Genomic DNA, 25,575 nt, shown 5'->3' with positions numbered 1-25,575 from the left:
GAGTGCCGCCGAACGCTTTTAACGAGCATGCAGAATACACAGATAAGAACGATCGTCCAATTCGGACGCACCCGAGCGACATCAGCGCCGCGAGCGCCGCGCGGGGATGCCCTCGTGCACCGGTCCGGCAGCGCGCGCATCGGCATCCGCGGTCGAATCGGCTAACGGGCAATCGTCAGCGGCCAGCGCCGACGGTAGCCGATGGTGGCGATACTGCTCGCGCAGCTTCAGCTTCTGCAGTTTGCCGGTCGCCGTATGCGGCAGTTCGTCGACGAACACGACGTCATCCGGAATCCACCATCTGACGACTTTATCCGTATAGAACGCGAGCAGTTCATCGCGCGTCACGTCGGCGTGCGGGCGCTTCACGACGACGAGCAGCGGCCGTTCGGTCCAGCGCGGGTGCGCCACCGCGACACACGCGGCTTCAGCCACCGCCGGGTGCGCGATCGCGATGTTCTCGACATCGATCGAGCTGATCCATTCACCGCCGGACTTGATCACATCCTTGCTGCGATCGGTGATGTGCAAAAAGCCATCGGGGTCGAGCGTCGCGACGTCGCCAGTCGGAAACCAGCCGTCGATCAGCGGCGACGTATCGGCGCCGTAGTAGCGATCGATCACACAGGGGCCGCGCACATGCAGATCGCCGAACGCGACGCCGTCCCATGGCAGTTCCTGACCGTCGTCGCCGACGATCTTCATATCGACGCTGAAGACGGCGCGGCCCTGCTTCTCGCGCAGCGCGCGCCGTACGAGAGGCGGGCGCTGCGCCTCTTCGCTCGTGAGCTTCACCAGCGTGCCGAGCGGCGACATCTCGGTCATGCCCCATGCGTGGATCACCTCGACGCGGTAGTCGTCCTCGAACGTGCGAAGCATCGCGGGCGGACACGCGGAGCCGCCGATCACCGTGCGCTCGAGCGACGAAAAACGCGCGCCGGTTTCCTTCATATGCGCGAGCAGCCCGAGGTAGACGGTCGGCACACCCGCCGAAAACGTGACGCGTTCCGCTTCCATCAACTCGTGCAGCGAGCGGCCGTCGAGATCCTTGCCAGGCAACACCAGTTTCGCGCCCGCGAGCGGCGCCGCATGCGGAATGCCCCACGCGTTCACATGAAACATCGGCACGACGGGCAGCACGACGTCGCGCGCGGACAGCGCCAACGCATTCGGCAACGCAGCCCCGTAAGCATGCAGCATCGTCGATCGATGCGAGTACAGCGCGCCTTTCGGATGGCCCGTCGTGCCGGACGTGTAGCAAAGATATGACGCACTGCGCTCGTCGATGCGCGGCCAGTCGAACGCGCCATCGTGCGGCGCGAGCAGCGTTTCGTAGCTCAACACCGGCGTGCGCATGTCGGGCCGATGCGCGTCGTCGGTCAGTGCGATCCAGCCGCGCACATGCGGGCATTGCGGCGCCAGCATATCGACCAGCGGCGCGAATGGCGTGTCGAACAGCACATAGCTGTCTTGCGCATCGTTGATGATGAACACGATCTGATCCGGAAAGAGTCGCGGATTGATCGTGTGGCAAACCGCGCCGATGCCGGTCGTGCCGTAGTAGGCTTCGAGGTGCCGGTAGCCGTTCCACGCGAGCGTCGCGATCCGCTCGCCCGGCTGCACATCGAGCCCGAGCAGCGCTTGCGCAAGCTGTTTTGCGCGCCGCTCGCAGTCCCGGTACGTATAGCGATGCAGATCGCCTTCGATGCGCCGCGACACGATCTCAACCGAGCCGTAGAAGCGCGCCGCGTGCGTCAGCAGCGCGGATACCGTGAGCGGCACATCCATCATCTGACCTTGCAGCGGCGCCGTCATGGGCCTATCCCTTTTGTTGTCTTGATGATTGTCGCCTGCGGTGGCCGCAGTTTCCGTTCCCGTGCCGCGGCGGCGCATGCCGGTCGATGCCGGACAAATACGCGGCGAGCAGCGTCAGACACGCGGATTTACAATATCGGCTATTAAAGAGGCGCTCAATATGACGTTTTCACCAGGCACCGCCGAATCTCCCGCCGCCGCTGCATCCGGCCCGCTCAATGCCGCCGCCGCGGCCATCGCGAGCCGCCGCGACGGCGCCTTCGCGCAGCTCGGCTCCGCCTTTCTGACCCGCTTGCCCGCGGCGCCGCTGCCCGCCCCGTATGTGGTCGGCTTTTCGGCGCAAACCGCTGCGCTGCTCGGTTTTCCCGCGACGCTCTCCAGCGAACCGGGCTTCGCCGACTACTTCTCGGGCAATACCACGCGCGCATGGGCCGCCGACGCGTTGCCTTACGCATCGGTGTATTCCGGCCATCAGTTTGGCGTGTGGGCGGGTCAGCTCGGCGACGGCCGCGCGCTCGGTCTCGGCGAAGTCGAGCACGCCGGCGCGCGCTACGAATTGCAACTGAAAGGCAGCGGCCGCACGCCGTACTCGCGGATGGGCGACGGCCGCGCCGTGCTGCGCTCGTCGATTCGCGAGTTTCTGTGTTCCGAGGCGATGCATCACCTCGGCATTCCGACCACGCGCGCACTCTGCGTGATCGGCTCCGACCAGCCGGTGCGCCGCGAGGAAATGGAAACGGCGGCGGTCGTCACGCGCGTGTCGCCGAGCTTCGTGCGTTTCGGGCATTTCGAGCACTTCTACTCGCACGACCGCGTCGATGAACTGCGCGCGCTGGCCGACCACGTGATCGAACGTTTCTATCCGGCCTGCAAGGACGCGGACGACCCGTATCTCGCGCTGCTGCACGAAGCCGTGCTGTCGACCGCGGACCTGGTCGCGCAATGGCAGGCGGTCGGCTTCTGCCACGGCGTGATGAACACCGACAACATGTCGATCCTCGGCCTGACGATCGACTATGGCCCGTTCGGCTTTATCGACGGCTTCGACGCGAATCACATCTGCAACCATTCGGACGCGCAGGGCCGCTACGCATACCGGATGCAGCCGCAGATCGCGTACTGGAACCTGTTCTGCCTCGCCCAAGGGCTGCTGCCGCTGTTCGGTGCGCGGTATGAGGAAAGCAAACGCAGCGAGCGCGCGGTCGAAGACGCGCAACACGTGCTCGAAGGGTTCAAGACGCGTTTCGCGCCGGCGCTCGAAGGCCGCATGCGCGCGAAGCTGGGCCTCGAAAGCGCGCGCGACGGCGACGACGCGCTCGCGAACAGACTGTTCGAGATCATGCATGCGAACCGCGCGGATTTCACGCTGACGTTCCGCCATCTCGCGCAGATGTCGAAGCACGATGCCCGCGGCGACGCGGCGGTGCGCGACCTGTTTCTCGATCGCGCCGCATTCGACGCGTGGGCGAACGACTACCGCGCACGGCTGTCACACGAGGCGCGCGACGATGCGTCGCGTGCGCTTGCAATGAATCGTGTGAACCCCAGATTCGTGCTTCGCAATCACCTCGCGGAAACGGCCATCCAGCACGCGAAAGAACAGGACTTCACTGAAGTGGAACGGCTCGCGGCCGTGCTGCGCCGGCCGTTCGACGAACAGCCCGAGCATGCCGTGTATGCGGCGCTGCCGCCCGACTGGGCGACCGCGCTGGAAGTCAGCTGTTCGTCGTGAGCGCCGTGCTGCGCGGGGGCACTGCGGCGCGTCGCGGGGGTGGCCGTCCCGGCGCCGCTGTCGCTGCGCGCTTGCGTGTCTGTCACTTTGCCGCGGCTGGCACGACATCATCCTGCCGCCGCGCGACGCGCGACGCAGCTTGCCCGACCCACTTTCTTCCCAGGACGAAACCATGAACTCAGACGACCCGAAGACCACCCCGTACGCCGTCCAGAAAGACGACGTCGAATGGCGCAAGCAATTGTCCGAGACCGAGTACCAGGTGACCCGCCACGCGGCGACCGAGCGTCCGTTCACCGGCCGCTACTGGGACCATTGGGATCGCGGCATCTACGATTGCGTCGGTTGCGGCACGCCGTTGTTCGAATCGGATACGAAGTTCGACGCGGGCTGCGGCTGGCCGAGCTACTTCAAGCCGATCAACGGCGAAGTGATCGAAGAGCTCACTGACCGCTCGCACGGCATGCTGCGCATCGAGGTGCGCTGCAAGCATTGCGGCGCGCATCTGGGCCACGTGTTCGAGGATGGTCCGGCGCCGACCGGCCTGCGCTACTGCATCAATTCGGCTGCGTTACAATTCGACCCCAAGTAACCCGGCCGATGCAGGATTGAAGCGGCGGCTGAACGGCGCACCGGCTCACCGGGCGGCTCACCGGGCGGCTCAGCCGCCGCCGCGACACATCGGCGAATTCCTGCCAGGCCCATCCTGCAACCCGCTCGGCGACGCGCGCACAATGTGCGATTTACTCTCCGGATTCCCGACCTGACAATGAAATTTCTGTTCGATCTGTTCCCGATCATCCTGTTCTTTATTGCGTTCAAGATCTGGGGCATTTTCACCGCGACCGCGGTGGCGATCGGTGCAACGCTCGTGCAGATTGCGTGGGTCGCGTTCCGTCATCGCAAAGTCGACCCGATGCTGTGGGTCAGTCTCGGGGTGGTCACCGTGTTCGGCGGCGCGACGCTCGTCCTGCACAACGACACCTTCATCAAATGGAAGCCCACCGTGCTCTACTGGGCATTTTCGGTCGTGCTGATCGTGTCGCAATTCGCGTTCAGCAAGAACCTGATCGAAGCGATGATGGGCAAGCAGATCACGCTGCCGCATCGGATCTGGGGGCACCTCAATATCGTCTGGGCGGTGTTCTTTGTGCTGCTCGGTATTCTCAACCTGATCGTCGCATACCACTTCTCGACCGACGCATGGGTGAACTTCAAGCTGTTCGGCGCGACCGGATGCCTGCTCGTCTTTATCGTCGGACAGAGCCTGTGGCTTGCGAAGTATATGAAAGAAGAATGACATGAGCGCCGACGCTTTCCTCCATGCCACGCCCGCCGAGCGCATTGCGTTAATCGAAGCGCGCGTTCGCGCCGCGCTTGCGCCGGTCGAATCGATCTCGGTACGCGACGATAGCGCGCAGCATGCGGGGCACGCCGGCGCGGCCGCGGGCGGCCATTACAGCGTGACGATCGTCGCCGCCGCGTTCGCGGGCAAGCCGCGGGTCGCGCGACATCGCATGGTGTATGATGCGCTGGCCGACGCCATGCAGCGCGGCATCCACGCACTCGCAATCACAGCTTACACGCCGGAAGAATTCAGGCAGATGCCCACTTAGGCCGCTGCCTGAGCGTCGCGGGTTGGCTCGCAGAAATCACGCAAATCAGTCACGCACCAATCAGTCACGCAGATAAATCTCCGAGTCGATCCAGTTTGATCCAATTGGCCGCGGTTACGGCCCATGACAATCGCCCCATTACCTTAGCCTCAGTTACGTCAGCCCCCGTTACACGTTAGGAACCTCCAATGACCTTGAAAAACACCCGCTACTGGGTCTTGCTGGCCGCGTGCGCCGCGGCGCCCGCGTTTGCGCAGAACATCGCCGTCGTGAACGGCACGCCGATTCCGAAAGCACGCGCCGATGCGCTGGTTCAGCAACTGGTGGCACAAGGTCAACAGGATTCGCCGCATCTCGAGCAGGCGGTGCGCGAAGAGCTGATCAATCGCGAGATCCTGATGCAGGAAGCGATTCGCCGCGGCCTGCCGGCGCGGCCGGACGTCAAGGCGCAAGTCGCGGTCGCGCAGCAGACGGTCGTGCTGCGCGCGCTGATCGAAGATTTCGTGAAGAACAACCAGCCGACCGACGCGGAAGTGAAGGCGAAGTATGACGAACTGGTCAAGGAAGCGGGCGGCGGCAAGGAATATCACCTGCACCATATCCTCGTCGACAACGAACAGCAGGCCAAGGATCTGATCGCGAAGATCAAGGGCGGCGCGAGCTTCGAAGACCTCGCGAAGCAATATTCGAAAGACCCGGGCTCGGCCAAGAACGGCGGCGACCTCGACTGGTCGGATCCGAAGGCCTATGTACCGGAATTCGCGGATGCGGCCGAGAAGCTGCAGAAAGGCCAGATGACCGATACACCGGTGCACACGCAGTTCGGCTGGCACATCATCCGTGTCGACGACGTGCGCGAAACGCCGCCGCCGCCGCTGGACCAGGTCAAGGCGCAGATCGTTCAGCAGATGCAGCAGGAGAAGCTGCAGGCGTTCGAGGAAAATCTGCGCAAAAACGCGAAGATTCAATAACGCGCGCAGGTTTTGCCGCGGCGGTATGTCGGCTGAGTCGGGCTGTTCACGTCGCTCAGGCCGGAGAAACGAAAAACCCACGCACCTCGGTGCGTGGGTTTTTTATTTGGTGCGTGGTTGCCGCCCTCGTCCAAAACGCTTCGCGCCGCGACCTGACGGTAAATCTTACATATTTCAAACAAAACCAAACAATTTTCTAAAGCTGGTCAACCAGTCGGCCGTTATAGCCGTTTGCCTCTTTACTCAATATTTGCACACATGGACCGGTGACGCGCCCGCTGCGTAACGTCTAACGGCAAACGATGCGATCGGCCCGCGCCCATGACTATAAAAATGCTGTAAATGATTCACCGTGTCGTTGCGGCGACACCGCCTCGAGGTTGAGGCTGCACCGACACGGCACGGATCCCCATTTTCTCGATCCATGGCTGACACAGTTTCATCCGGCCTCGACCGCGTTCTCGCGCGCGTGAGGCGCCTGCCCGGCGCGCAGCACGGGCGCCGGTGCGTCGTTCCCGCCTGCGCGCTCGGGGTCTGCGCGCTTCTGCTGATCGTTTTCCAGCACCTGTCGCGAACCGTCGACTACCGGTCGGTCGTCGTCCAGTTGTGCCATCTGTCCGCCGCCGAATGGGCCGGCGCGCTCGGCGCCACTGCGGCAAGCTACGTCGCGCTCGTCGGGCGCGATGCGGTCGGACTGCGCTACGTCGGCGCAAGCGTGCCGCGCACGCCGCTTTGGGTGGGCGCGACGGTCGGCTCGGCGCTCGGCAACGCGACCGGTTTCGGCGCGCTGACCGGCGGCGCGGTCCGCTGCCGGGTCTATGGCGCCGCCGGCGTCACGCCGGTGCAGGTCGGCCAGATGACGGTGTTCACCAGCGTCACGCTCGCGCTCGCACTCGCGCTGATGACAGCGGCCGGCACGCTGACCCACGCCGGAACGCTGGCCGGGATGATCGGGCTCGCGCCGGAAACGCTACGCACGATCGGCGCCACCGTGCTGGCCGGTTTTGCACTACTGATCGCGGCTTGCCCTTCGACCTCCCGACGCGTGCAGTTGACCCCACGCCACGCATTCGCGTTCACCGTGCCCGCGCGTCGCGATCTTGTCGCCCAGCTCGCACTGGCGGTCGCGGACGTCGTGGCCGCGGGCATCGCATTGTGGACGCTGCTGCCGCACGCCAGCGCGCATGTCGGCTTCGGCCAGTTCGTGACGGTGTACGCGGCCGCGATGCTGCTCGGCTTGATCGGGCACACGCCGGGCGGCGTCGGCGTGTTCGAGGCGGCGATGGTCTACGTGCTCGGCGGCAGCGTGCCGACGCCGCAGATGCTCGCCGCGCTGCTCGCCTATCGCGCGATCTATTTCGGCGTGCCGCTCGTGCTGTCCGCGGGCGTGCTTGCCGTATTCGAGGGACGCGCGCAGCAAGCGGCACGCGCGTCCGCGCTGGCGCAGCGCGGCGCACAGAGCGTGTCGCAGCTTGCGCCGCTGTTTCTCGCGATCTGTACCTTCGTGGTGGGCAGCATGCTCGTGATTTCGGGGGCGACGCCCGCGTTTGCGAAGCGCATCGCGATCCTGCAAACGGTGTTGCCGCTTTGGGTGATGGAAAGCTCGCAGATGCTGGCGAGCCTGTTCGGTGTGCTGCTGTTATTCGTCGCGCGCGGACTGCTCAGGCGTCTGGACGCCGCGTGGTGGCTCGCGCTGATCATCGCCGCGCTCAACCTGGGTTTGTCGCTGGCGAAGGGACTCGCGTTCGTCGAAACGGGCGTGCTGTGCGTACTGATCGTGCTGCTGGTCGCGACGCGCGAGCGCTTTAACCGCCATTCGTCGCTGTTCGCGGAGCGCTTCACGCCCGGCTGGCTCACATCGGTCGGCATGGTGATCGCGCTCGCGGTATGGATATTTCTATTCGCGTTCCGCGACGTCGAGTACTCGCATCATCTGTGGTGGCAATTCGCGTTCGACGAACGCGCGCCGCGCGCGCTGCGCGCGACGCTCGGTGCGAGCCTGTTTGCCGCGGCGCTGGCGTGCTGGCAGTTGCTGCGCCCGGCCGCCGGCCGCTTCGAAAAACCCGCCGAAGCGGACCTGATCGAAGCCGCCGGCGTCGTGCGCGCGCAGGAACGCAGCGACGCGGTGCTCGCGATGATGGGCGACAAGAGCTTCCTGTTCTCCGAGTCGCGCAACGCGTTCCTGATGTACGCGAAGCGGGGACGCACTTGGGCGGCGCTGCACGACCCCGTCGGTCCGCGCAGCGAATGGCCTGCGCTCATCCAGCGTTTCGTCGCGCTGGCGCACGCGCATGGCGGCCGCGCCGCGTTCTATCAGGTGCGCGCGGACGCGCTGCCGCTTTATCTGGACGCCGGGCTCACGCTGATGAAGCTCGGCGAGGAAGCGCATATCGCGCTGCCCGCGTTCGAGCTGAAAGGCTCGCATCGCGCGCATCTTCGCTACGCGCTCAAGCGCGGCGAACGCGACGGCTTCTCGATCGAAGTGATCGAACCCGCGCGCATTCCGGACACGCTGGCCGTGTTGCGCGAGATCTCCGACGCGTGGCTGGCGAGCCGCGTCACGCGCGAGAAGAGCTTTTCGGTGGCGGCCTTCACGGCCAGTTATCTCGCCGCGCAATCGGTGATGCTGTTGAGCCAGCACGGCAAGCCGCTTGCGTTTGTCACCTTCATGACCACGGACCTCAATACCGAAGCGACGGTTGGCGTCATGCGTCATCTGCCGGGCGCTTCGCCCTATGCAATGGAATATCTGTTCACGCAGCTTGCGCTGCATCTGAAAAGCGCGGGCTTCCGCTCGCTGAGTCTTGGCGTTGCGCCGCTGTCGGGAATGCGCCCCACACCGCTCGCGTCGCCGTGGCATCGCGGCGCAGCACTCGCGTGGCGCTTCGGCGGCTGGTTCTACAACTTCCGCGGGCTGCGCGGCTTCAAGGACAAGTTCCAGCCGCGCTGGGAGCCGCGCTATCTGGCGGCATCGGGATCGATGAGCGTGTTCCTCACACTCGCGGATCTTTCGCGGCTCGCGGGAGGCGCGCGCTCATGAAGCTTGCCGTCCTGATCCACTCGGTGCGTGGCCGCCCCATGAAGATGATGCGCGGCGCGAGCGCGGGCTGCGTCACGCGCGGTATGTACGCCGCCGCACTTGTCACACTTTCCGTGTTGTTTGCGGTCGCGCCATTCGGACCGCTGGTCACGCCTGCGCACGCGGAAACCATCACGTCGGTGGCGGGCGGCCGTTATGGCAACGTCACTGTAACGAAGCCCGCCGGCGATATGCGCGGGTTTATCGTGCTGTTCTCCGATGCAAGCGCCTGGACGCCGTCCGACCAGCAGGCAGCCGATGCGCTCGCCCACGACGGTGCGCTCGTCGTCGGCGTGGATACGACGCGGTACGCGACGAAGCTCGCGACCGCGCCACACGAAAGCTGCCACAACCTGTACAGCGATGCCGAGGCAATCGGGCACCAGCTGGAGCGCCAGGTGCAATCAGGCCGCTATTTCTCGCCGATCATGGCCGGTACCGGCACGGGCGCGCTGCTCGCCGAGCGCACGCTCGCGCAGGCGCCGGCGAATACGATTGCCGGCGCGGTCTCGCTCGATGCGAGCGGGACACTCGACGCGCGCTTTGCGCCGTGCCCGGCCGATCCGGCTCTGAGCCGCGGCACCGGTCTGCCGGGTTTTCTCGCGCAGGGCGTAACGAGCGCGGAGCACGGCGGCGGTGCGTCATCGACCGCAGCTGCGCAATCGCACGCGAACGTCACCCGCCGCACGTTTGCTGCCGGGATGACCCAGGCGGCGCGTCTCGCCGCGCTCACCGCGCCGTATCTGCGTGCCGACCCATCACACGAGGAAGACGTGTCCGATCTGCCGCTGATCGAATTGCCCGCGGCGCAGCCGACGGACAAGCTCGCGATCGTGATCTCGGGCGACGGGGGCTGGCGCGATCTCGACAAGACGATTGCCGAATCGTTGCAAAGACAAGGGGTTTCGGTGGTCGGGTGGGATGCGCTGCGCTACTTCTGGAGCGAGAAGACGCCCGCGCAGACGAGCCACGATCTCGCGCGCGTGCTCGAGACCTATGGCTCGCGCTGGCATGCGCGTGACATTGCACTCGTCGGGTACTCGTTCGGCGCGGACGTGATGCCGTTCGCGTACAACCGGCTACCGGACGCATTGCGCGCGAAAGTCTCGTTCGTGTCGCTGCTCGGCTTTGCGCCTGATGCCGATTTTCAGATTCGCGTGACCGGTTGGCTCGGCATGCCGGCAAGCCATCACGCGCTGCCGGTGAAACCCGAGCTGGCGAAACTACCACCGGCTATCGTCCAGTGCGTGTATGGCGAGGGAGAGACGGATACGCTGTGCCCGTCGCTAACGAAGACAGGCATCGAGCTGGTGCGTACGCCGGGAGACCATCATTTCGGCGGACACTACGATGAGCTGGCCAGGCACATCGTGGAGAGCTGGAACAAGCAGATTGCGGTGCGCGGCTAGCGTCGTGACATAAACCGCGAGTGGATCGACGGCGCGCGGGCGCGCTTGCGCGGCTAGTGCACCACGTCGCGTGACGCGGTTCGCGTAGCGGCGGCGGCACCGCGCGAAACGCACCGTCTGCTTGTGGTTACACGCCGCCCGCGCGACGCGCCCGGCCGTCCGGGCACGTCCCACCCGCCGCGCTTAGCCCAGCCAGCGACGCGCGTTCTGAAACACACGCATCCACGGACTGCCGTCGCCGTTCGCCGACGACCATTGCGCTGGCGCCCAGCTCATCTGCACGGTGCGATGCACGCGCTCGGTATGTGGCATCAACACCGTAAAGCGGCCATCCGGTGTCGTCACCGACGTGATGCCGTGCGGCGATCCGTTCGGGTTGAACGGATACTGCGCGGTCGGCTGGCCGCGATGATCGACGAAACGCATCGCCACCGCGACGCGCGACGCGTCGCCTTGCTGCGAGAAGTCCGCAAAGCCTTCGCCGTGCGCCACCGCAACCGGAATGCGCGAGCCTTCCATACCGGCAAAGAAGATCGACGGCGACGCCTGCACTTCGACCAGCGAGAACCGCGCTTCGAATTTCTCCGACTTGTTGCGCGTGAACTTCGGCCATGCATCGGCGCCCGGAATCATCGACGCGAGGCTGCTCATCATCTGGCAGCCGTTGCAGATGCCCAGCGCAAACGTGTCCTTGCGATCGAAGAACGCGGCGAACATGTCGGCCAGTTGCGCGTTGAAGCGGATCGTCTTCGCCCAGCCCTCGCCGGCGCCGAGCACATCGCCGTACGAGAAGCCGCCGCAGGCCACCGCGCCCGCGAAGTCGGCGAGCGACGCGCGGCCCGCGAGCAGATCGCTCATATGCACGTCGTGTGCGTCGAAGCCCGCGCGGTCGAATGCATACGCGGTTTCAAGGTGCGAATTGACGCCCTGCTCGCGCAGAATCGCCACGCGCGGCCGCGCGCCCTTGCCGATGAACGGCGCAGCGACGTCTTCCGACAGGTCGAAGCTCAATTGCGGCGCGATACCCGGATCGGCCGCGTCAAGCAGTGCATCGTATTCGGCGTCCGCGCACGCCGGATTGTCGCGCAGGCGCGCGATGCGCCAGCTCACCTCGCTCCACGCGCGCTGCAACTCGATGCGCGGCGCGTCGTAAATCTTCTTCGCGTCGCGATAGATTTCGAGCGTATCGCGCTCGTTCGGCTTGCCGATCACATGCGAGCACGCGGACAGGCCATATTCCCGCAGCGTCGCGAGCACCGCGTCGCGCTCGCTCGCCAGCACCTGCACGACCGCGCCCAGTTCTTCGCTAAAGAGCGCGCGCAGCGTGCGGTCTTCGCGCCGGCCGCTGGTCTGCTTCGCCCAGTCTTTCGCATCGCCGTAGTCGAACTCGTGGTTCGGATCGAGCGTCAGCATGTCGACGTTCAGCGACACGCCGACGTGCCCGGCGAACGCCATTTCGCACACCGTCGCCCACAGGCCGCCGTCCGAGCGATCGTGATACGCGAGCAGCTTGCCCGCGCCGTTCAATGTCTGGATCGCCTCGAAGAAATGCTTCAGGTCTTGTGGATCGTCGACGTCCGGCACGCAATCGCCGACCTGCTGCGTGACCTGCGCGAGTATGCTGCCGCCCATCCGGTGCTTGCCGCGGCCGAGATCGATTGCGATCAGCACCGTGTCGAGCGCGTGGCCGGCATCGTCGATCACGCGCAGTTGCGGCGTCAGATGCTTGCGCACATCGTCGACCGGCGCGAACGCCGAGATGATCAGCGACACCGGCGCGACCACTTCCTTCGCGACGCCGTTGTCCTGCCATTTTGTGCGCATCGACAGCGAATCCTTGCCGACCGGAATGCCGATGCCAAGCGCCGGACACAGGGCCATGCCGATCGCCTTGACCGTGTCGTACAGCGCCGCATCTTCACCGGGGCTGCCGCAAGCCGCCATCCAGTTCGCCGACAGCTTCAGCTTGTCGAGTGACGCAATCGGCGCGGCGGCGATGTTCGTCACCGCTTCGCCGACCGCCATGCGGCCCGACGCGGGTGCGTCAATCACGGCAAGCGGCGTGCGCTCGGCCATCGTCATCGCTTCGCCGTGAAAGCCCGCGTAGTCCATCGTCGTGATCGCGCAATCGGCGACGGGCACCTGCCACGGGCCGACCATCTGGTCGCGCACCGTCGTGCCGCCGACCGAACGGTCGCCGATCGTGATCAGAAACGACTTGCTCGCGACGGTCGGATGACGCAGCACGCTGGTCGCGACTTCCGTCAGCGACACATGCGTCAGTTCCACCGGCGGCAACGCGACCGACTCGCGCTTCACATCGCGATGCATGCGCGGCGCCTTGCCGAGCAGCACGTCCATCGGCATATCGACCGGCTGATGCGCGTTGGCGTCGCGCTCTTCGGCATCGATCAGCTTCAGCTGGCGTGCGACGGTGGCGGTACCGACCACCGCGAACGGGCAGCGCTCGCGTTCGCAAATCGCTTCGAACTTCGGAAGATCGGCTGGCGCGATCGCGAGCACGTAACGCTCCTGCGCTTCGTTCGACCAGATCTCTCGCGGCGACAGCCCGCTCTCTTCGAGCGGCACCTTGCGCAATTCGAAATGCGCGCCCTTGTCCGCGCCGTCCACGAGTTCCGGAAACGCATTCGACAGCCCGCCGGCGCCGACATCGTGAATGCTCAGGATCGGATTGCGCTCGCCCAGCTGCCAGCATGCATTGATCACTTCCTGCGCGCGCCGCTCGATTTCCGGGTTGCCGCGCTGAACGGAATCGAAGTCGAGCTCCGCGGTGTTCGTGCCGGTCGCCATCGAACTGGCCGCGCCGCCGCCCATGCCAATGCGCATGCCGGGGCCGCCCAGTTGAATCAGCAGCGACCCTTCCGGCAGATCGTGTTTGTGCGTATGCGTATCCGAGATATTGCCGATGCCGCCCGCGATCATGATCGGCTTGTGGTAGCCGCGCACACGCCCGGTGACGTTCTGCTCGTACGCGCGGAAGTAACCGCCGAGGTTCGGGCGGCCGAATTCGTTGTTGAACGCCGCACCGCCGAGCGGACCGTCGATCATGATCTGCAACGGCGACGCGATGCGGTCCGGACGGCCGTATCCGCTCTCTGTACCGTGTAGGTCCGCGCTGTTGCGGTGGGCGACCGGCTGCGCGGCGTCACGCGCGTTTTCCCATGCTTCGCGCGCGTCCGGCAGTTCCAGGTTCGACACCGTGAAGCCCGTCAGACCGGCTTTCGGCCGCGCGCCGCGGCCGGTTGCGCCCTCGTCGCGGATTTCGCCGCCCGCACCGGTCGCCGCGCCCGGGAATGGCGAGATCGCGGTCGGGTGGTTATGCGTCTCGACCTTCATCAGCGTATGCGTGAGCTCGACATGACGCCCGTAGTGCTCAGCGAGCTCGCCATCGCGCTGCGCTGAGCGCGGGAACCAGCGTTCCGCCGGCGCGCCCCGCATGATCGCCGAGTTGTCCGAGTACGCGACGATCGTTCCCTGCGGATTGAGCTTCTCGGTATTGCGGATCATCGCGAACAGCGACATGTCCTGCGCGTCGCCGTCGATCGTCCATTGCGCGTTGAAGATCTTGTGGCGGCAGTGCTCGCTGTTCGCCTGCGCGAACATCATCAGTTCGACGTCGGTCGGATTGCGGCCGAGCTTCGTGAACGCGTCGACCAGATAGTCGATTTCATCGTCCGCGAGCGCGAGACCCAGTTCGGTGTTGGCCTGCTGCAGCGCTTGCCGGCCATGACCGAGTGTGTCGACGGTCAGCAGCGGCCGCGCCGGCAGCTCGTCGAACAGATGCATCGCGTGGTCGCGCGACGGCGCGACGCTTTCCGTCATCCGGTCATGCAGCGCGGCGGCCACGGCTGCGCGCGCGGTATCGGACAACGCCTTCTTGCCGCCCAGCAAACCGCTTTTCATCACCACTGTGTATTCGATGCCGCGCTCGATCCGGCGCACCTGCGTGAGGCCGCAGTGATGCGCGATATCGGTGGCCTTGCTCGCCCATGGCGATACGGTGCCGAAACGCGGCACGACCAGAAACGTCTCGGTGGCGCCCCGCTCGCTGCCCGCGTCAAACGGATCGCCGTAATGCATCAGCGCGTCGATCTTTGCGCTGTCTTCGCCGGTGAGCGGCCTCTGCGCATTGACGAAGTGCAGATACTGACCGCGCACGCCGACAATGGTGGCGTCGATGCGCGTGAGCGTATCCAGCAGGCGGGTTTGACGGAAATCAGAGAGGGCCGAAGCGCCGGGAAAACACGAGAAGTGGGCCATGGACTTGACGTTGCGTGACGGTACGTCGGAGCGCCCGCGGGTGTCGATCCCGGTGGTTCGTGGATCGCGCATCACAGGCGACGTTGGGGCGAAGCGAAGTCCGAGATTATAACCCGGAAGGCTTGTCGAACCGACGCCATGCTGGTGGGTTCGGGCGGCCGTTCAGGGCTGATGCAGGCTGCCGCACGAACGGCGGCTCCGGTTCGGTGAGCCTGTTGCCGCCCGTTCGGCAGGTGCGGCGTCCCCCGTTTGACTGCTATCATTCGGCCTTTCATCAGACCGGTGCGGTGTCACCTGCCAGCCGCGCCGTACACGCCACGCATACGGGGACCGCGGACGGCTCGCGTCCTGCCGGTAACACGAAACACAATATGGATGTCATTGTCATCGGCGGCGGGATAGTCGGCGTCGCCACCGCCTACCAGCTGCGCGCGGCCGGCCACCGGGTGTGCGTGGTCGAGCGGCACGCGACCGTCGCGCAAGGCGCGACCTACGGCCACGGCGGCACCGTGCTGCCCACGCCGCTCGACGTCTGGTTCGGCCCCACCTTCATGCAGCACCGGCAGGCCGCGAAAAGCGGGATCATCCGCAAGACCGGCTTCAACGGCGCGGCGCGCGAGTTCGTCAAACGCCTGTCCGCATGGCAGGCGCCCGACGCGTTCGCGCAGCAATATGCGCGGCTGCGGCCGCTGATCGAATCGGCCCGCGATGCGCTCGCCGATATCGAGGCGCGCTTCGGTCTCGATTTCGAGCAGTCGAATGGGCAACTGTATCTGGTGCGCACCCCGCAGGAATGGGAGCAGATCAAGCCGGCGTTCGAGCTGCTGCGCCAGTTCGAGGTGCCGCACCACGTGCTGACGCCAAACGAGTGCGTCGCGTTCGAGCATTCCATACCGGCCGACCCGCCGTTCGCGGGCGGCGTGCTGTTTCGCGATGAACGCACGGCGAACTGCCCGCTCTTCGCGAAGCTCATCAAGCAGACACTCGATGCGCAAGGCGGCGTGCAATTCCATTTCGGCCGCGAAGTCACCGCGATTCGCCTCGACAGCCAGCGCGCGGCGGTCGAGCTCGCGCCGCGGCCCGGCGACCCGGTCCGTTCGCGCGAAGTGGACGTGATCGGCGCGGATGCGATTGTGGTCGCGGCGGGTATCGGCAGTCTGCCGTTGCTCGAGCGCGTCGGCCTGCAGTTGCCGCTGCATCCGTTGCGGCTGCACAACCTCGTCGCGCCGATCGCGCGTGAAGAATTCGCACCGCATACGGCGGTGATCGACGCGATCAAACGCATCACGATCACGCGCAGCAACCATCGGCTGCGGATTGCCGGCGGCGCGGTCCTGCAAAGCGCGCGCGAAACCGACAAGCCGCTGGGCGAGCCATTGACGAAAGAAGCGCTCGCGCTGCTCGGGCAGGCCACGCACGACTGGGTGCCGGGCGCGGCGCGCATCTCACAGGCATTGCCATGGGAAGGCATCAAGCTGCTGTCGCCGGACGGCATGCCGGCGACCGGCAATGCACTGCATCCGCGGCTTTTCGTCAATCTCGGGCATGGGCCGGTCGGCTGGGGACTCGCATGCGGATCGGGCAAGCTGATCGCCGACATGATGTCCGGCCGCGCCCCCGATGTACCGCCGGAGACGGTCGCCGCGCTTGGGCCGGAGCGGTTCCGGCGCTGACGGGGACGGCGCGCGGGCGGCGTTGCGGGCGTCATTCGAACGGCTTTGCGCGCGCTCGTTCGAGCGGCTGTGCCACCGGGCTTTCGGCGCGATGCCACCGCGATAACTTCGCTGTGCAGTCGCGATGCCATCACCGTGCCACCGCCATACCGTCGCTATGCGCCAGGCATCGCCTGCATGCCGCTGGTGCAGGCATCCGCGTTGCCGCCTACCATGAAGGTCGTCGCGCCCGCGACGGGTTCCTTGCAACGTGTCGCCTCAGCGACGCGCTACCGCGCTACCCGTTACCCTTTACCTTCTTCCCGTCTTCGAACCCGCCATGACCGCCACTCCGTTTTCCGCGTCCTCGTCGGGTTCTTCGCCCGCCGCCGCGCCGATGCTCGTCAATCCGCATGACCGGCCGCTGCCGCTTTTCAGCGCCGCCGAACTGCGCGCGCTCGAAACACAGGCCGCCGCCGCGCTGTCGCCGCACACGCTGATGGCGCGCGCGGGCGCCGCGGCCGCCCGCCTGCTGATCGAACAGATTGCACACGACGGTTCGGTCGATGCCGCTCACCCGGTGCTGCTGATTGCCGGTCCCGGCAACAACGGCGGCGATGCGCTCGTCGTCGCCGCTGAGTTGCAGCGGGCAGGCGTTGCGGTCGAAGTGTGCATGCCGGTCGAAGTGAAGCCTGACGATGCGCGCTGGGCGCTCGCCGAAGCACGCGCGGCCGGCGTCGCGATTTCGCAGACGCCGCCTGCGTCGTTCGACGGCTATGGCTGGCTGGTCGACGGGATGTTCGGCATCGGCCTCGCCCGACCGCTCGAAGGCGTGTTCGCCGAACTCGCCGAGCGGCTCACGGCGCGCGCCATCGGCACGCGCGGCCACGCGGAGGTGCTGCGGGCCGCGGCGCCCTATGCGCTACCCGGCGCGCCCGCCGCGCGCGGGCGTGTGCTCGCGCTCGATGTGCCGAGTGGCCTCGATAGCGATACCGGCAATGTGGTCGACGGTGGCGTCGCGGTTCGCGCGACCTGCACGGTCACGTTCATCGGTGCGAAGCCGGGTCTCTTCATGGGCGCGGGCCGCGATCTCGCGGGCGCGCTGACGGTCGCACCGCTCGGCCTCGATGCGAGCGGCCACGTCGCTGGCGCCGTGCTGAACGCGCCGGCTCTGTTCGCCGCGCATTTTCCGGCGCGCGATTTCGCGACGCATAAGGGCACGTTCGGCAGCCTTGCGGTCGTCGGCGGCGATACCGGCATGTGCGGTGCGCCGATACTCGCGGCACGCGCGGCGCTCCATACCGGCGCAGGCAAGGTGCATGTCGCGTTGCTCGGCGAAGGCGGGCCCGCCTACGATCCGCCTCACCCCGAACTGATGCTGCATGCGCTCGACGATCTGCCGCTCGACAGCATGGATGCGCTGTCGATCGGCTGCGGGATGGGGCACCGTGAGCGCGCGACGCGCGTACTGCACGACGTGCTGTCACTCGATGTACCGAAACTGTTCGACGCGGACGCGCTGAACCTGCTTGCGCGCGACCCGGCGCTGGCGGCGGCGCTCGCGGCGCGTGGCGCTCAGGCGCAAGACCCCGCGATCGTCACGCCGCATCCGCTCGAAGCCGCGCGCCTGCTCGGCATCGACGCGCCGGCAGTGCAGCGCGACCGGCTCGCTGCCGCGCGCGCGCTTACGCGCCGCCTGGCAAGCATCGTCGTGCTGAAAGGCGCTGGAACAGTAATCGCCGCACCGGACGGCCGTGTCGCCGTCAATCCGACCGGCAACGCGGCACTCGCGACCGGCGGCACGGGCGACGTGCTCGGCGGCATCATCGGTGCGCTGCTCGCACAGGGTCTGCCGCGCTACGAGGCAGCGCTTGCGGGGGTGTATCTGCACGGGCTCGCCGCGGACGCGCTGACCGCGCGCGGCGATGGTCCGGCCGGCTGCACCGCGGGTGAACTCGCGCCGATGGTGCGCAAACTGATGAACCGGCTGTTCTACGCTGCCCAGGGGTAACGGGAAGGGGCACGCGCATCACACGGCGTGCGTACCCGGCTGCAGCATGGGATACGTAAACAGCAGAAAGTGCGTCACGTTCAGCGCGAAATGCGCCAGCACCGAAGCCGTGAGGCCACCAAAGCGGTATGCGAGCCCGTAGCCCAGCCCAGCGACCGCGCCGAACACGACCCACAACCCGCCGCCGCCCGGCAGATGCATCAGGCCGAACAGCACGGCGGCCACGACGATCGCGATCGTCTTGCCGAATCGGTGGCCATCAAGCAGGCGCGTCATGCCGCCCTGCAAATAGCCGCGAAAGAACGCTTCCTCGACAAAGGAAACCAGCAGCAGATTGTTGAGCAGAAAAAGCCATGCATCCGTTGGCCACTTCGGCTCCCAGACGACTAGCCGCAGCGCCACCGCGGCGCCCAGGCACACCACCGCGGTCAGCAGCCACCCGCCGATCCCGGCGACCAGCGTCATGGTCACATTCTGCGGCCCGCGCACCCAGCGGAAGATCAGCAGCAGCCAGAACGCGACGAGCGGCTTGTCGAGGTTCAGGTACATCGAGAACGGCAGCGCATCGGGGGTGAAGCGCTCCGCATGAATCACGCGCGGGTTATGAAAGCCCGGCACCCCGTGCAGGATCAGCGCTACGCCGAGCACGATAAACACGGCGTGCGCGGCGCGTCGCACGGCAGGCGGGCGTGGCGGCAACACCGCGTACGCCAGCGCCAGCAGCACGACGATCGCGGCGAGCGCCGCCGCGCCGAGCCTCCCGTCAACGAGCGCCGCGCCGTAGCCGATCACCAGTAGCGCCACGGCGATTGCGCGCCGCTCGGTCAGCCACGTCACAGGTACGGCAAGAAAAATGGCGGCCCAGCACAAGACGAACATCGAATCCCCGCGAAGAGAGCGCCCCGGCATCGGGCATTTGATCTGAACAAATCGGTCAAGCGGGACAATACCGTATCGTTGCGTATCGCGTGCTGAACCCGGCATCCGGCGAAGCGTCCCGGTATCTGGGGTTGCGGCGGCCTCCCTGACTGCCGGCAGCGGCGGCCGCTATACTGAATGACTGCGTTGCCCGACGGCGCTGCGGTTGCGCCGCCCTCCTTTCGTGCCTCTTCGTTTGACGGACGGTTATGACCAAGATCACTTTCCCCGCCTGGACCTCGCTGCAAGCACATTACGATCAGATTCGCGATGCGCGCCTGCGCGACTGGTTCGCCCCCGAGAACGACCCCGCCCCCACTCGCGCCGAACGCTTCACTTACTCGGGTGGCGGCCTCGCGGCCGATTTTTCGAAGAATCGCATTACCGACGAAACGCTGAAGCTGCTCGTTCAGCTCGCGCGCGAAGCGGGCGTCGAAAAGCGCCGCGACGCGATGTTCGCCGGCGAGATCGTCAATCCGACGGAAGGCCGCGCGGTGCTGCATACCGCACTGCGCGCGACCGATCCGAAGGCGCCGTTCCACGCGCAGGTGCAAGCCGAGCGCAAGAAGATGGCCGCGTTTGCGATGCAGGTGCGCGACGGCAAGTGGACCGGTTACACCGGCAAGCGGATCCGGCATATCGTCAATATCGGCATCGGCGGCTCGGACCTCGGGCCGAAGATGGTCGTGCATGCGTTAAAGCACATCGCGTCGCCCGATATCTCCGCGCATTTCGTGTCGAACGTCGACGGTGCGGATCTGTATCGCGTGCTCGAACAGATCGACCCGGAAGAGACGTTGACGATCGTCGTATCGAAAACGTTTACAACGCTTGAGACGATGACCAATGCGCATTCGATGCGCGATTGGTTCCTGCAGAACGGCTGCCCGGAAAACGCGCTGGCGAAGCATTTTGTCGGTGTGTCCGCGAACCCGGCCGAGGTCGTCAAGTTCGGCATCGCGAAGGAGAACGTCTTCGAAATGTGGGACTGGGTCGGCGGCCGCTACTCGCTGTGGTCCGCGGTCGGCCTGTCGATCATGATCTCGATCGGACCCGCGCATTTCGACGAGCTGCTCGCCGGCGCGAATGAAATGGACCAGCACTTCCGTACCGCGCCGCTCGAGCGCAACCTGCCGGTGCTGCTCGGCATGATCGGCATCTGGTATCGCAACTTCTTCGGCTCGCAGAGCTACCTCGTCGCGCCGTACTCGGAAGCGCTGCATTTCCTGCCGTCGTACCTGCAACAGCTCGAGATGGAAAGTAACGGGAAGCAGGCGCGTCTGGACGGCACGATGGTCGAATACGCGACCTCCGCGGTGACATGGGGCGAACCGGGCACGAACGGCCAGCACGCATTCTTCCAGATGCTGCATCAGGGCCCGACGATCGTACCGATCGACTTCGTCGCGGTGCTCACGCCCGAGCATCCGCTCGCGAACCATCATCCGAAACTGCTCGCGAACTGCTTTGCGCAAAGCGAGGCGCTGATGCTCGGCCGCACCGTCGAAGAAGCCAAGAAGGTCGCCGGTCCCAACAAGCCGGAGCTCGTGCCGCACATCGTGTTCCCCGGCAACCGTCCGACCACGACCCTGCTCGTCGATGCGCTGACGGCCCGCTCGCTGGGCGCGCTGATCGCGCTTTACGAGCATAAGGTGCTCACGCAGGGCACCGTATGGGACATCAATTCGTTCGATCAGTGGGGCGTCGAGCTGGGCAAGATTCTCGGCAAGGTCGTCGAGGCCGACCTGACGGCGGCAAGCGCCGACGCAGGCAAGCATGATTCGTCGACGTCCGCGTTGATCGCGCGGGCGCGAGCAGCATTGAAGAAGTGACGCGTGGCGGTTGTCGATTGCAACCGCTTTGGAACACAGCGGGCCTGGAACTTCAACGGCCCGCTTTTTTATGCGCTATTTTTTTGTGCGCTTTTTTTGTGCCCGTTTTGCGTGCGTTTTGCTCGTGACGCTTTTCGCGAACGCGTGGTGGTCAGACTAGACGCCCCGCTTCGATCGTGACGGTCGTGTCACAGCGGCGCGCTAGCTCGATATCGTGTGTGACCAGCACGAGTGTCGCGCCGTTCGCGCGGTTCATCTCGAACATCAGGTCGATCACCGCGTGGCCCGTGGCCGCATCGAGACTGCCCGTCGGCTCGTCGGCGAACAGGATCGCCGGATGGGTGACAAATGCGCGCGCCAGCGCGACGCGCTGCTGCTCGCCGCCCGACAGCAGCTTCGGATAGTGACGCATCCGCTCGCCGAGCCCGACCTGCGTCAGTAGCGTGCGCCCCCGCGCGACGATATCGCGCGCCGCCATGCCGCCGCGCAACTCGAGCGGCAGCGTGACATTCTCGAGCGCAGTCAGATGCGGCATCAACTGGAACGACTGGAACACGAAGCCTACCGAACCGCTGCGCAACGCGGCACGCCCGTCTTCATCGAGTTCCGACAACTCGCGGCCGAGCAGTCGAACCGAGCCCGAAGTCGCACTGTCCAATCCCGCGAGCAAGCCAAGCAGCGTAGACTTGCCCGACCCCGAAGCGCCGACAATCGCGACTCGGCTGCTTGCTTCGATCGACAGGTCGATGTTGTCGAGTATCGTCAGCTCGCCTGTCGCGTCCTTAACCTTCTTCGACAATCCCCGCACTTCGATGACTGGATCGGTTTTCTTTTGCATGGTGACGCGTAGGTTGAAAGTGCGCACATTGTTGCGGGCCGCGTTGATCGCCGCCACCTTGACGCCCGTCGCGTTGGCGGCGGCCTTCGCCACGCGCGCCGACGCGGCGGCCACTGTACCGGTGAACGCCGCGCCCGCTGCTGCGGCCAAACCTGTGATCGTTGTGCTCGGCGATAGCCTGTCCGCCGAGTACGGCCTGCCTCGCGATACCGGCTGGGTCCAGCTGATGCGCCAGCGCCTGTCCGATCAGCGGCTCGATTATAGCGTTGCGAACGCAAGCATTAGCGGCGACACCACGAGCGGCGGCCGCGCGCGCCTGCCGGTGCTGCTCGAACGGCTGAAGCCATCGATTGTGATCGTCGAACTGGGCGCCAACGACGCGCTGCGCGGCGTACCGCTGTCGACCACCGAGGACAACCTGCGCACGATCGTCGAACAGGCGCAGCAGGCGCATGCGAAGGTCATGCTGATCGGAATGTACGTTCCGCCTAATTACGGCCCGGACTACACACAAAAGTTCCACGGCATGTATGAGACGTTGTCCAAAGAACTGCACGTGCCGCTCGTACCGTTTCTGCTCGCCGGCATCGCGGACAAACCCGAGATGTTTCAGTCCGATCAGAACCATCCGACCCAGCAGGCACAGCCCGTGCTACTCGACAACGTGTGGCCCGTGCTCAAGCCGCTCTTACACACAACTTCGACGCGGTGAACAGCACGCTAACATCTTGTTTCCTAAGATGGGGGAACGTGCCCGGATGAGGTCTATCTGACACTATCGCCGGCCCCGCAAACCGGCTCTCTCTGTAAGCGACTATGAAGGAGATGACGTGAAACACTTACCTCTTATCGCTTTGACTGTGGCGATCTCCGCTTGTGCCGCTCAACCGCCTGCTGGCGTGCAGTCGGTTGGAACGAGCCAGCAACCTCCCGCAACCGTCGGCAAATGCATCGCGCAGAAATGGGCCGACAAGTCGCAACAACAGGTCGTGTCGCAGAACACGCTGGCCTGGGATCGATCGATGGACGTGTATGTGCCGGGTCAGCAACCGCCTGGCGGCGCAGCTGCGGTCGTGCGTCCGTCGTATCAGGGCTCGGGAACGTGGGTCGGTTTCCGCCCAGGGACCGGCGGCACAGGCGCGGACGCGACGGCCGATATCAGCGGCTGCCTGTAGCCTGTCACGCCTGTCACGCGCATTTCTTTTCAACTGTTTCTTTTCAACCGTCTGTGACGCTCGCGCGTCAAACGAAAAGCCCCGCAGATGCGGGGCTTTTCGTTGGTTCTTATTGGTTTTCGTTGGCGAGGATGTCTAACCTTATGCGTTATTCACCGTCGCTGGACGTTTGCGTGCTATCGAGGTTGCCGTATAGCTTCACCTTCGAACGCGAACGCAACGCATCCAGATACGCCTGCATCTGCGCCTGCGCATCGACCTGCGCGATCTGCTGCTGAGCGGCCGCAAGACGCCGCGCATCGACCGGCGCGGACGGTACGATCGCGTTCACGCGATAAATTGCGTACCCATCGTTACCCAGATCGACGCCCACGTAGGCCGGCAATTTCTGCGCATCGACCTTGTAAATTGCACTCAATGCGGCGGATGGCAGGCCTTGCGCATCGTTGCGCGACACCTTCAGGGCCGACGAAAAACCCGCGGTCGATTTCGACTTCTGCAACTCCTCAAGCTTCGCCGCGCCATCCTTGCGCGCAAGTTCCGCCGATTGTTGCGCGATCACCTTTTGCCGCACCGCGTCCTTGATTGTGTCGAGCGCAGGCACGGCGGCCGGCTTGTAATCGGTCACGTGCGCGGAAATCAGCGTGTTGTTGCCGACGTCGATCGCCTGCGTGTTGTTGCGGTCCTTCACTGAATCGCTGGCGAACACCGCGGCAAGGAACTTCGGATTGTTCAATGGGCTATCCGCTGGCAGCGCGGGATTCGGGTGCTCAGTGACGGTGGCCGTCTGAACCTGCAGCTTGTACTTGTCCGCGGCCGGCTGCAGACCCTTTGCCTGTTCATAAACGATCGACGTGAAGCCATCCGAATCGTCGCTAAACGCCTTCGCGGCCTGCTGGGCCTGCACGTCCTTTTCGATCGCCTGTTTGACCTCGTCGAACGGCTTCGTCACCGCCGGCTTGACGTCGGTTACCTTGATGATGTGATAGCCGAAATCGGTCTGCACGATGTTGCTGATCTCATCCTTCTTCAGGCTGAACACCGCATCGTCGAATGCCTGGCCGCCGGCGATCATCCCGCGTGTGAAGTACCCGAGGTCGCCGCCTTTCGATGCCGAGCCCGGATCCTGCGATTCCTTTTGCGCAATCGCGGCGAACTGATCCGGATGCGCCTTCACTTGCGCAAGGATCTCCTCCGCCTTCTGCTTCGCTTTCTCCTTGTCGGCCGCACTGGCATCCTTCGGCGCCGAAATCAGGATGTGGCTGGCGCGCACTTCGCCTTCGGTGCGGTAGTGCGCGATATTGTCCTGGTAGTACTTCTGGAGTTCGGCGTCCGTCGGGGTCACTGATGCGGCGAGCGTGGCCGGCGACAGCACGACGTATTGAATCGTCGCCGTCGCAGGCGTCGCGAAGCCGTTCTTATGCACGTCGTAGTACGCCTGCAGTTGCGCATCGGTCGGCTGCACTTTCGATGCGTAGTCCTGCGCACGGAATGCGAGGCCCTGCACTTCACGCTGCTGCTCGGCGAGTTCGGTCAGATGCTGTGCAAGTGCCTTCGGCACGAACGCGGTGCTCTGGATTGCCGCAGGCAGCTCTTGCAACGCCATCCCGTAGCGCACCTGCTCCTGATACTGGTCGGGCGTGAGGCCTTGCATCGCGAGCAACTGCTTGTAGCGGTCCAGATCGATCGAACCATCGGGCTTTCTCAGCGACGCGATCACCGGGTCGGCCATCAGCGCGCGGCGCAGCGCATCGTCGGACACGGTCAAATGCAGACGCTGCGTTTCGTCAGCGAGCACGCGCTGCTGGATCAGGCCGTCGAGCATGTCCTTGCGGCGCTCCGGCGTGTCGAACAACTTCATGTCGAACTGGTTGCCGAGCATCTGGCGCGCGCGATCCAGTTGCATGCGCATCGAGTTGTCGTATTCGGCGCGGGTTATCTTGTGCCCATTGACGCTCGCGACGTTCGCGCTTTCGTCAAAGAACCCGCGGAAGCCCTGAATGCCCACGAAGCCCAAGCCCGGCAGGATGACCAGGACGAGCATGAACATCATCAGACGTTGGTGATTGCGGAAAAAATCGAGCATGCTTTCAAGCGCAAAAACGGTCCAGAGGACAAGGTTGCAGGAACGGGGGCGCCAAACCGGCTAGCAGACGCTGGTGCCCACACGCAGGTACCAATACGCAGGCGCCGATACAAAGACGCCGATACGCAGACACCCATGCGCAGGTGCCGAAAATTCAGAA

Annotated in this window: 17 protein-coding genes; 12 read left to right on the top strand and 5 right to left on the bottom strand. The window is 65.3% G+C overall.

Going from position 1 to position 25,575, the window contains the following annotated elements:
- Window positions 1-81: 81 nt before the first annotated feature.
- A complete protein-coding gene (locus tag HV796_RS06450) occupies window positions 82-1,815 on the bottom strand; it encodes a 3-(methylthio)propionyl-CoA ligase (RefSeq protein ID WP_175225639.1) in 1,734 nt (577 codons plus the stop codon).
- A 160-nt stretch (window positions 1,816-1,975) separates the two neighbouring features.
- Here HV796_RS06450 and HV796_RS06445 point away from each other — a divergent pair, with 160 nt between their 5' ends.
- The 7 genes from HV796_RS06445 (at window position 1,976) to HV796_RS06415 (ending at window position 10,622) form a co-directional block, all read left to right on the top strand.
- On the top strand, window positions 1,976-3,547 hold the full coding sequence (locus tag HV796_RS06445; protein ID WP_175225638.1) for a protein adenylyltransferase SelO: 1,572 nt from the start codon (window positions 1,976-1,978) through the stop codon (window positions 3,545-3,547).
- 172 nt (window positions 3,548-3,719) lie between these two features.
- The gene (gene msrB / locus HV796_RS06440; RefSeq protein ID WP_175225637.1) at window positions 3,720-4,139 is read left to right on the top strand and encodes a peptide-methionine (R)-S-oxide reductase MsrB; all 420 of its coding nucleotides are present in this window, start codon (window positions 3,720-3,722) and stop codon (window positions 4,137-4,139) included.
- Window positions 4,140-4,316: 177 nt separating this feature from the next.
- Complete coding sequence (locus HV796_RS06435; protein ID WP_175225636.1) at window positions 4,317-4,847, top strand: septation protein A; 531 nt, start codon at window positions 4,317-4,319, stop codon at window positions 4,845-4,847.
- Window position 4,848: 1 nt separating this feature from the next.
- Complete coding sequence (locus HV796_RS06430) at window positions 4,849-5,163, top strand: BolA family protein (RefSeq protein WP_175225635.1); 315 nt, start codon at window positions 4,849-4,851, stop codon at window positions 5,161-5,163.
- A 188-nt stretch (window positions 5,164-5,351) separates the two neighbouring features.
- Window positions 5,352-6,134 carry a peptidylprolyl isomerase gene (locus HV796_RS06425; protein ID WP_175225634.1) on the top strand — a complete coding sequence of 261 codons (783 nt, stop codon included), beginning with the start codon at window positions 5,352-5,354 and terminating at the stop codon, window positions 6,132-6,134.
- A gap of 424 nt (window positions 6,135-6,558) precedes the next feature.
- Window positions 6,559-9,174, top strand: coding sequence for a bifunctional lysylphosphatidylglycerol flippase/synthetase MprF (gene mprF, locus HV796_RS06420; protein ID WP_175225633.1), 2,616 nt, complete (start codon window positions 6,559-6,561; stop codon window positions 9,172-9,174).
- Window positions 9,175-9,257: 83 nt separating this feature from the next.
- Window positions 9,258-10,622, top strand: a complete 1,365-nt coding sequence (locus tag HV796_RS06415; protein ID WP_175225790.1) for a virulence factor family protein — start codon at window positions 9,258-9,260, stop codon at window positions 10,620-10,622.
- A gap of 183 nt (window positions 10,623-10,805) precedes the next feature.
- On the opposite strand, the gene purL is transcribed toward HV796_RS06415, so the two are convergent.
- Window positions 10,806-14,903, bottom strand: coding sequence for a phosphoribosylformylglycinamidine synthase (gene purL, locus HV796_RS06410; RefSeq protein WP_175225632.1), 4,098 nt, complete (start codon window positions 14,901-14,903; stop codon window positions 10,806-10,808).
- 371 nt (window positions 14,904-15,274) lie between these two features.
- On the opposite strand from purL, the gene HV796_RS06405 reads away from it, so the two are divergent.
- Window positions 15,275-16,576, top strand: a complete 1,302-nt coding sequence (locus tag HV796_RS06405; RefSeq protein WP_175225631.1) for an FAD-dependent oxidoreductase — start codon at window positions 15,275-15,277, stop codon at window positions 16,574-16,576.
- A 319-nt stretch (window positions 16,577-16,895) separates the two neighbouring features.
- Window positions 16,896-18,566: an NAD(P)H-hydrate dehydratase gene (locus HV796_RS06400; RefSeq protein WP_175225630.1), complete on the top strand. Its 1,671-nt coding sequence runs from the start codon at window positions 16,896-16,898 to the stop codon at window positions 18,564-18,566.
- 18 nt (window positions 18,567-18,584) lie between these two features.
- On the opposite strand, the gene HV796_RS06395 is transcribed toward HV796_RS06400, so the two are convergent.
- On the bottom strand, window positions 18,585-19,445 hold the full coding sequence (locus HV796_RS06395) for a CPBP family intramembrane glutamic endopeptidase (protein WP_175225629.1): 861 nt from the start codon (window positions 19,443-19,445) through the stop codon (window positions 18,585-18,587).
- A gap of 248 nt (window positions 19,446-19,693) precedes the next feature.
- On the opposite strand from HV796_RS06395, the gene pgi reads away from it, so the two are divergent.
- The gene (pgi, locus tag HV796_RS06390; protein ID WP_175225628.1) at window positions 19,694-21,316 is read left to right on the top strand and encodes a glucose-6-phosphate isomerase; all 1,623 of its coding nucleotides are present in this window, start codon (window positions 19,694-19,696) and stop codon (window positions 21,314-21,316) included.
- 151 nt (window positions 21,317-21,467) lie between these two features.
- Here pgi and HV796_RS06385 read toward each other — a convergent pair whose 3' ends face one another.
- Window positions 21,468-22,154, bottom strand: a complete 687-nt coding sequence (locus tag HV796_RS06385; RefSeq protein WP_175225627.1) for an ABC transporter ATP-binding protein — start codon at window positions 22,152-22,154, stop codon at window positions 21,468-21,470.
- Between HV796_RS06385 and HV796_RS06380 the strand changes: the two genes are divergently transcribed.
- Complete coding sequence (locus tag HV796_RS06380; protein ID WP_175225626.1) at window positions 22,153-22,866, top strand: arylesterase; 714 nt, start codon at window positions 22,153-22,155, stop codon at window positions 22,864-22,866. The genes HV796_RS06385 and HV796_RS06380 overlap by 2 nt on opposite strands.
- Window positions 22,867-22,984: 118 nt before the next feature.
- A complete protein-coding gene (locus HV796_RS06375; protein WP_175225625.1) occupies window positions 22,985-23,329 on the top strand; it encodes a hypothetical protein in 345 nt (114 codons plus the stop codon).
- A 148-nt stretch (window positions 23,330-23,477) separates the two neighbouring features.
- Here the strand turns inward: HV796_RS06375 and HV796_RS06370 are convergent, their stop codons facing one another.
- Window positions 23,478-25,415 carry a SurA N-terminal domain-containing protein gene (locus tag HV796_RS06370; protein WP_175225624.1) on the bottom strand — a complete coding sequence of 646 codons (1,938 nt, stop codon included), beginning with the start codon at window positions 25,413-25,415 and terminating at the stop codon, window positions 23,478-23,480.
- Between the last annotated feature and the right edge of the window lie 160 nt (window positions 25,416-25,575).

This window comes from Paraburkholderia humisilvae, from assembly GCF_902859855.1.
GTDB classification, from domain to species: Bacteria; Pseudomonadota; Gammaproteobacteria; order Burkholderiales; family Burkholderiaceae; genus Paraburkholderia; species Paraburkholderia humisilvae.
This window is presented reverse-complemented; position numbering and strand designations above follow the sequence as displayed.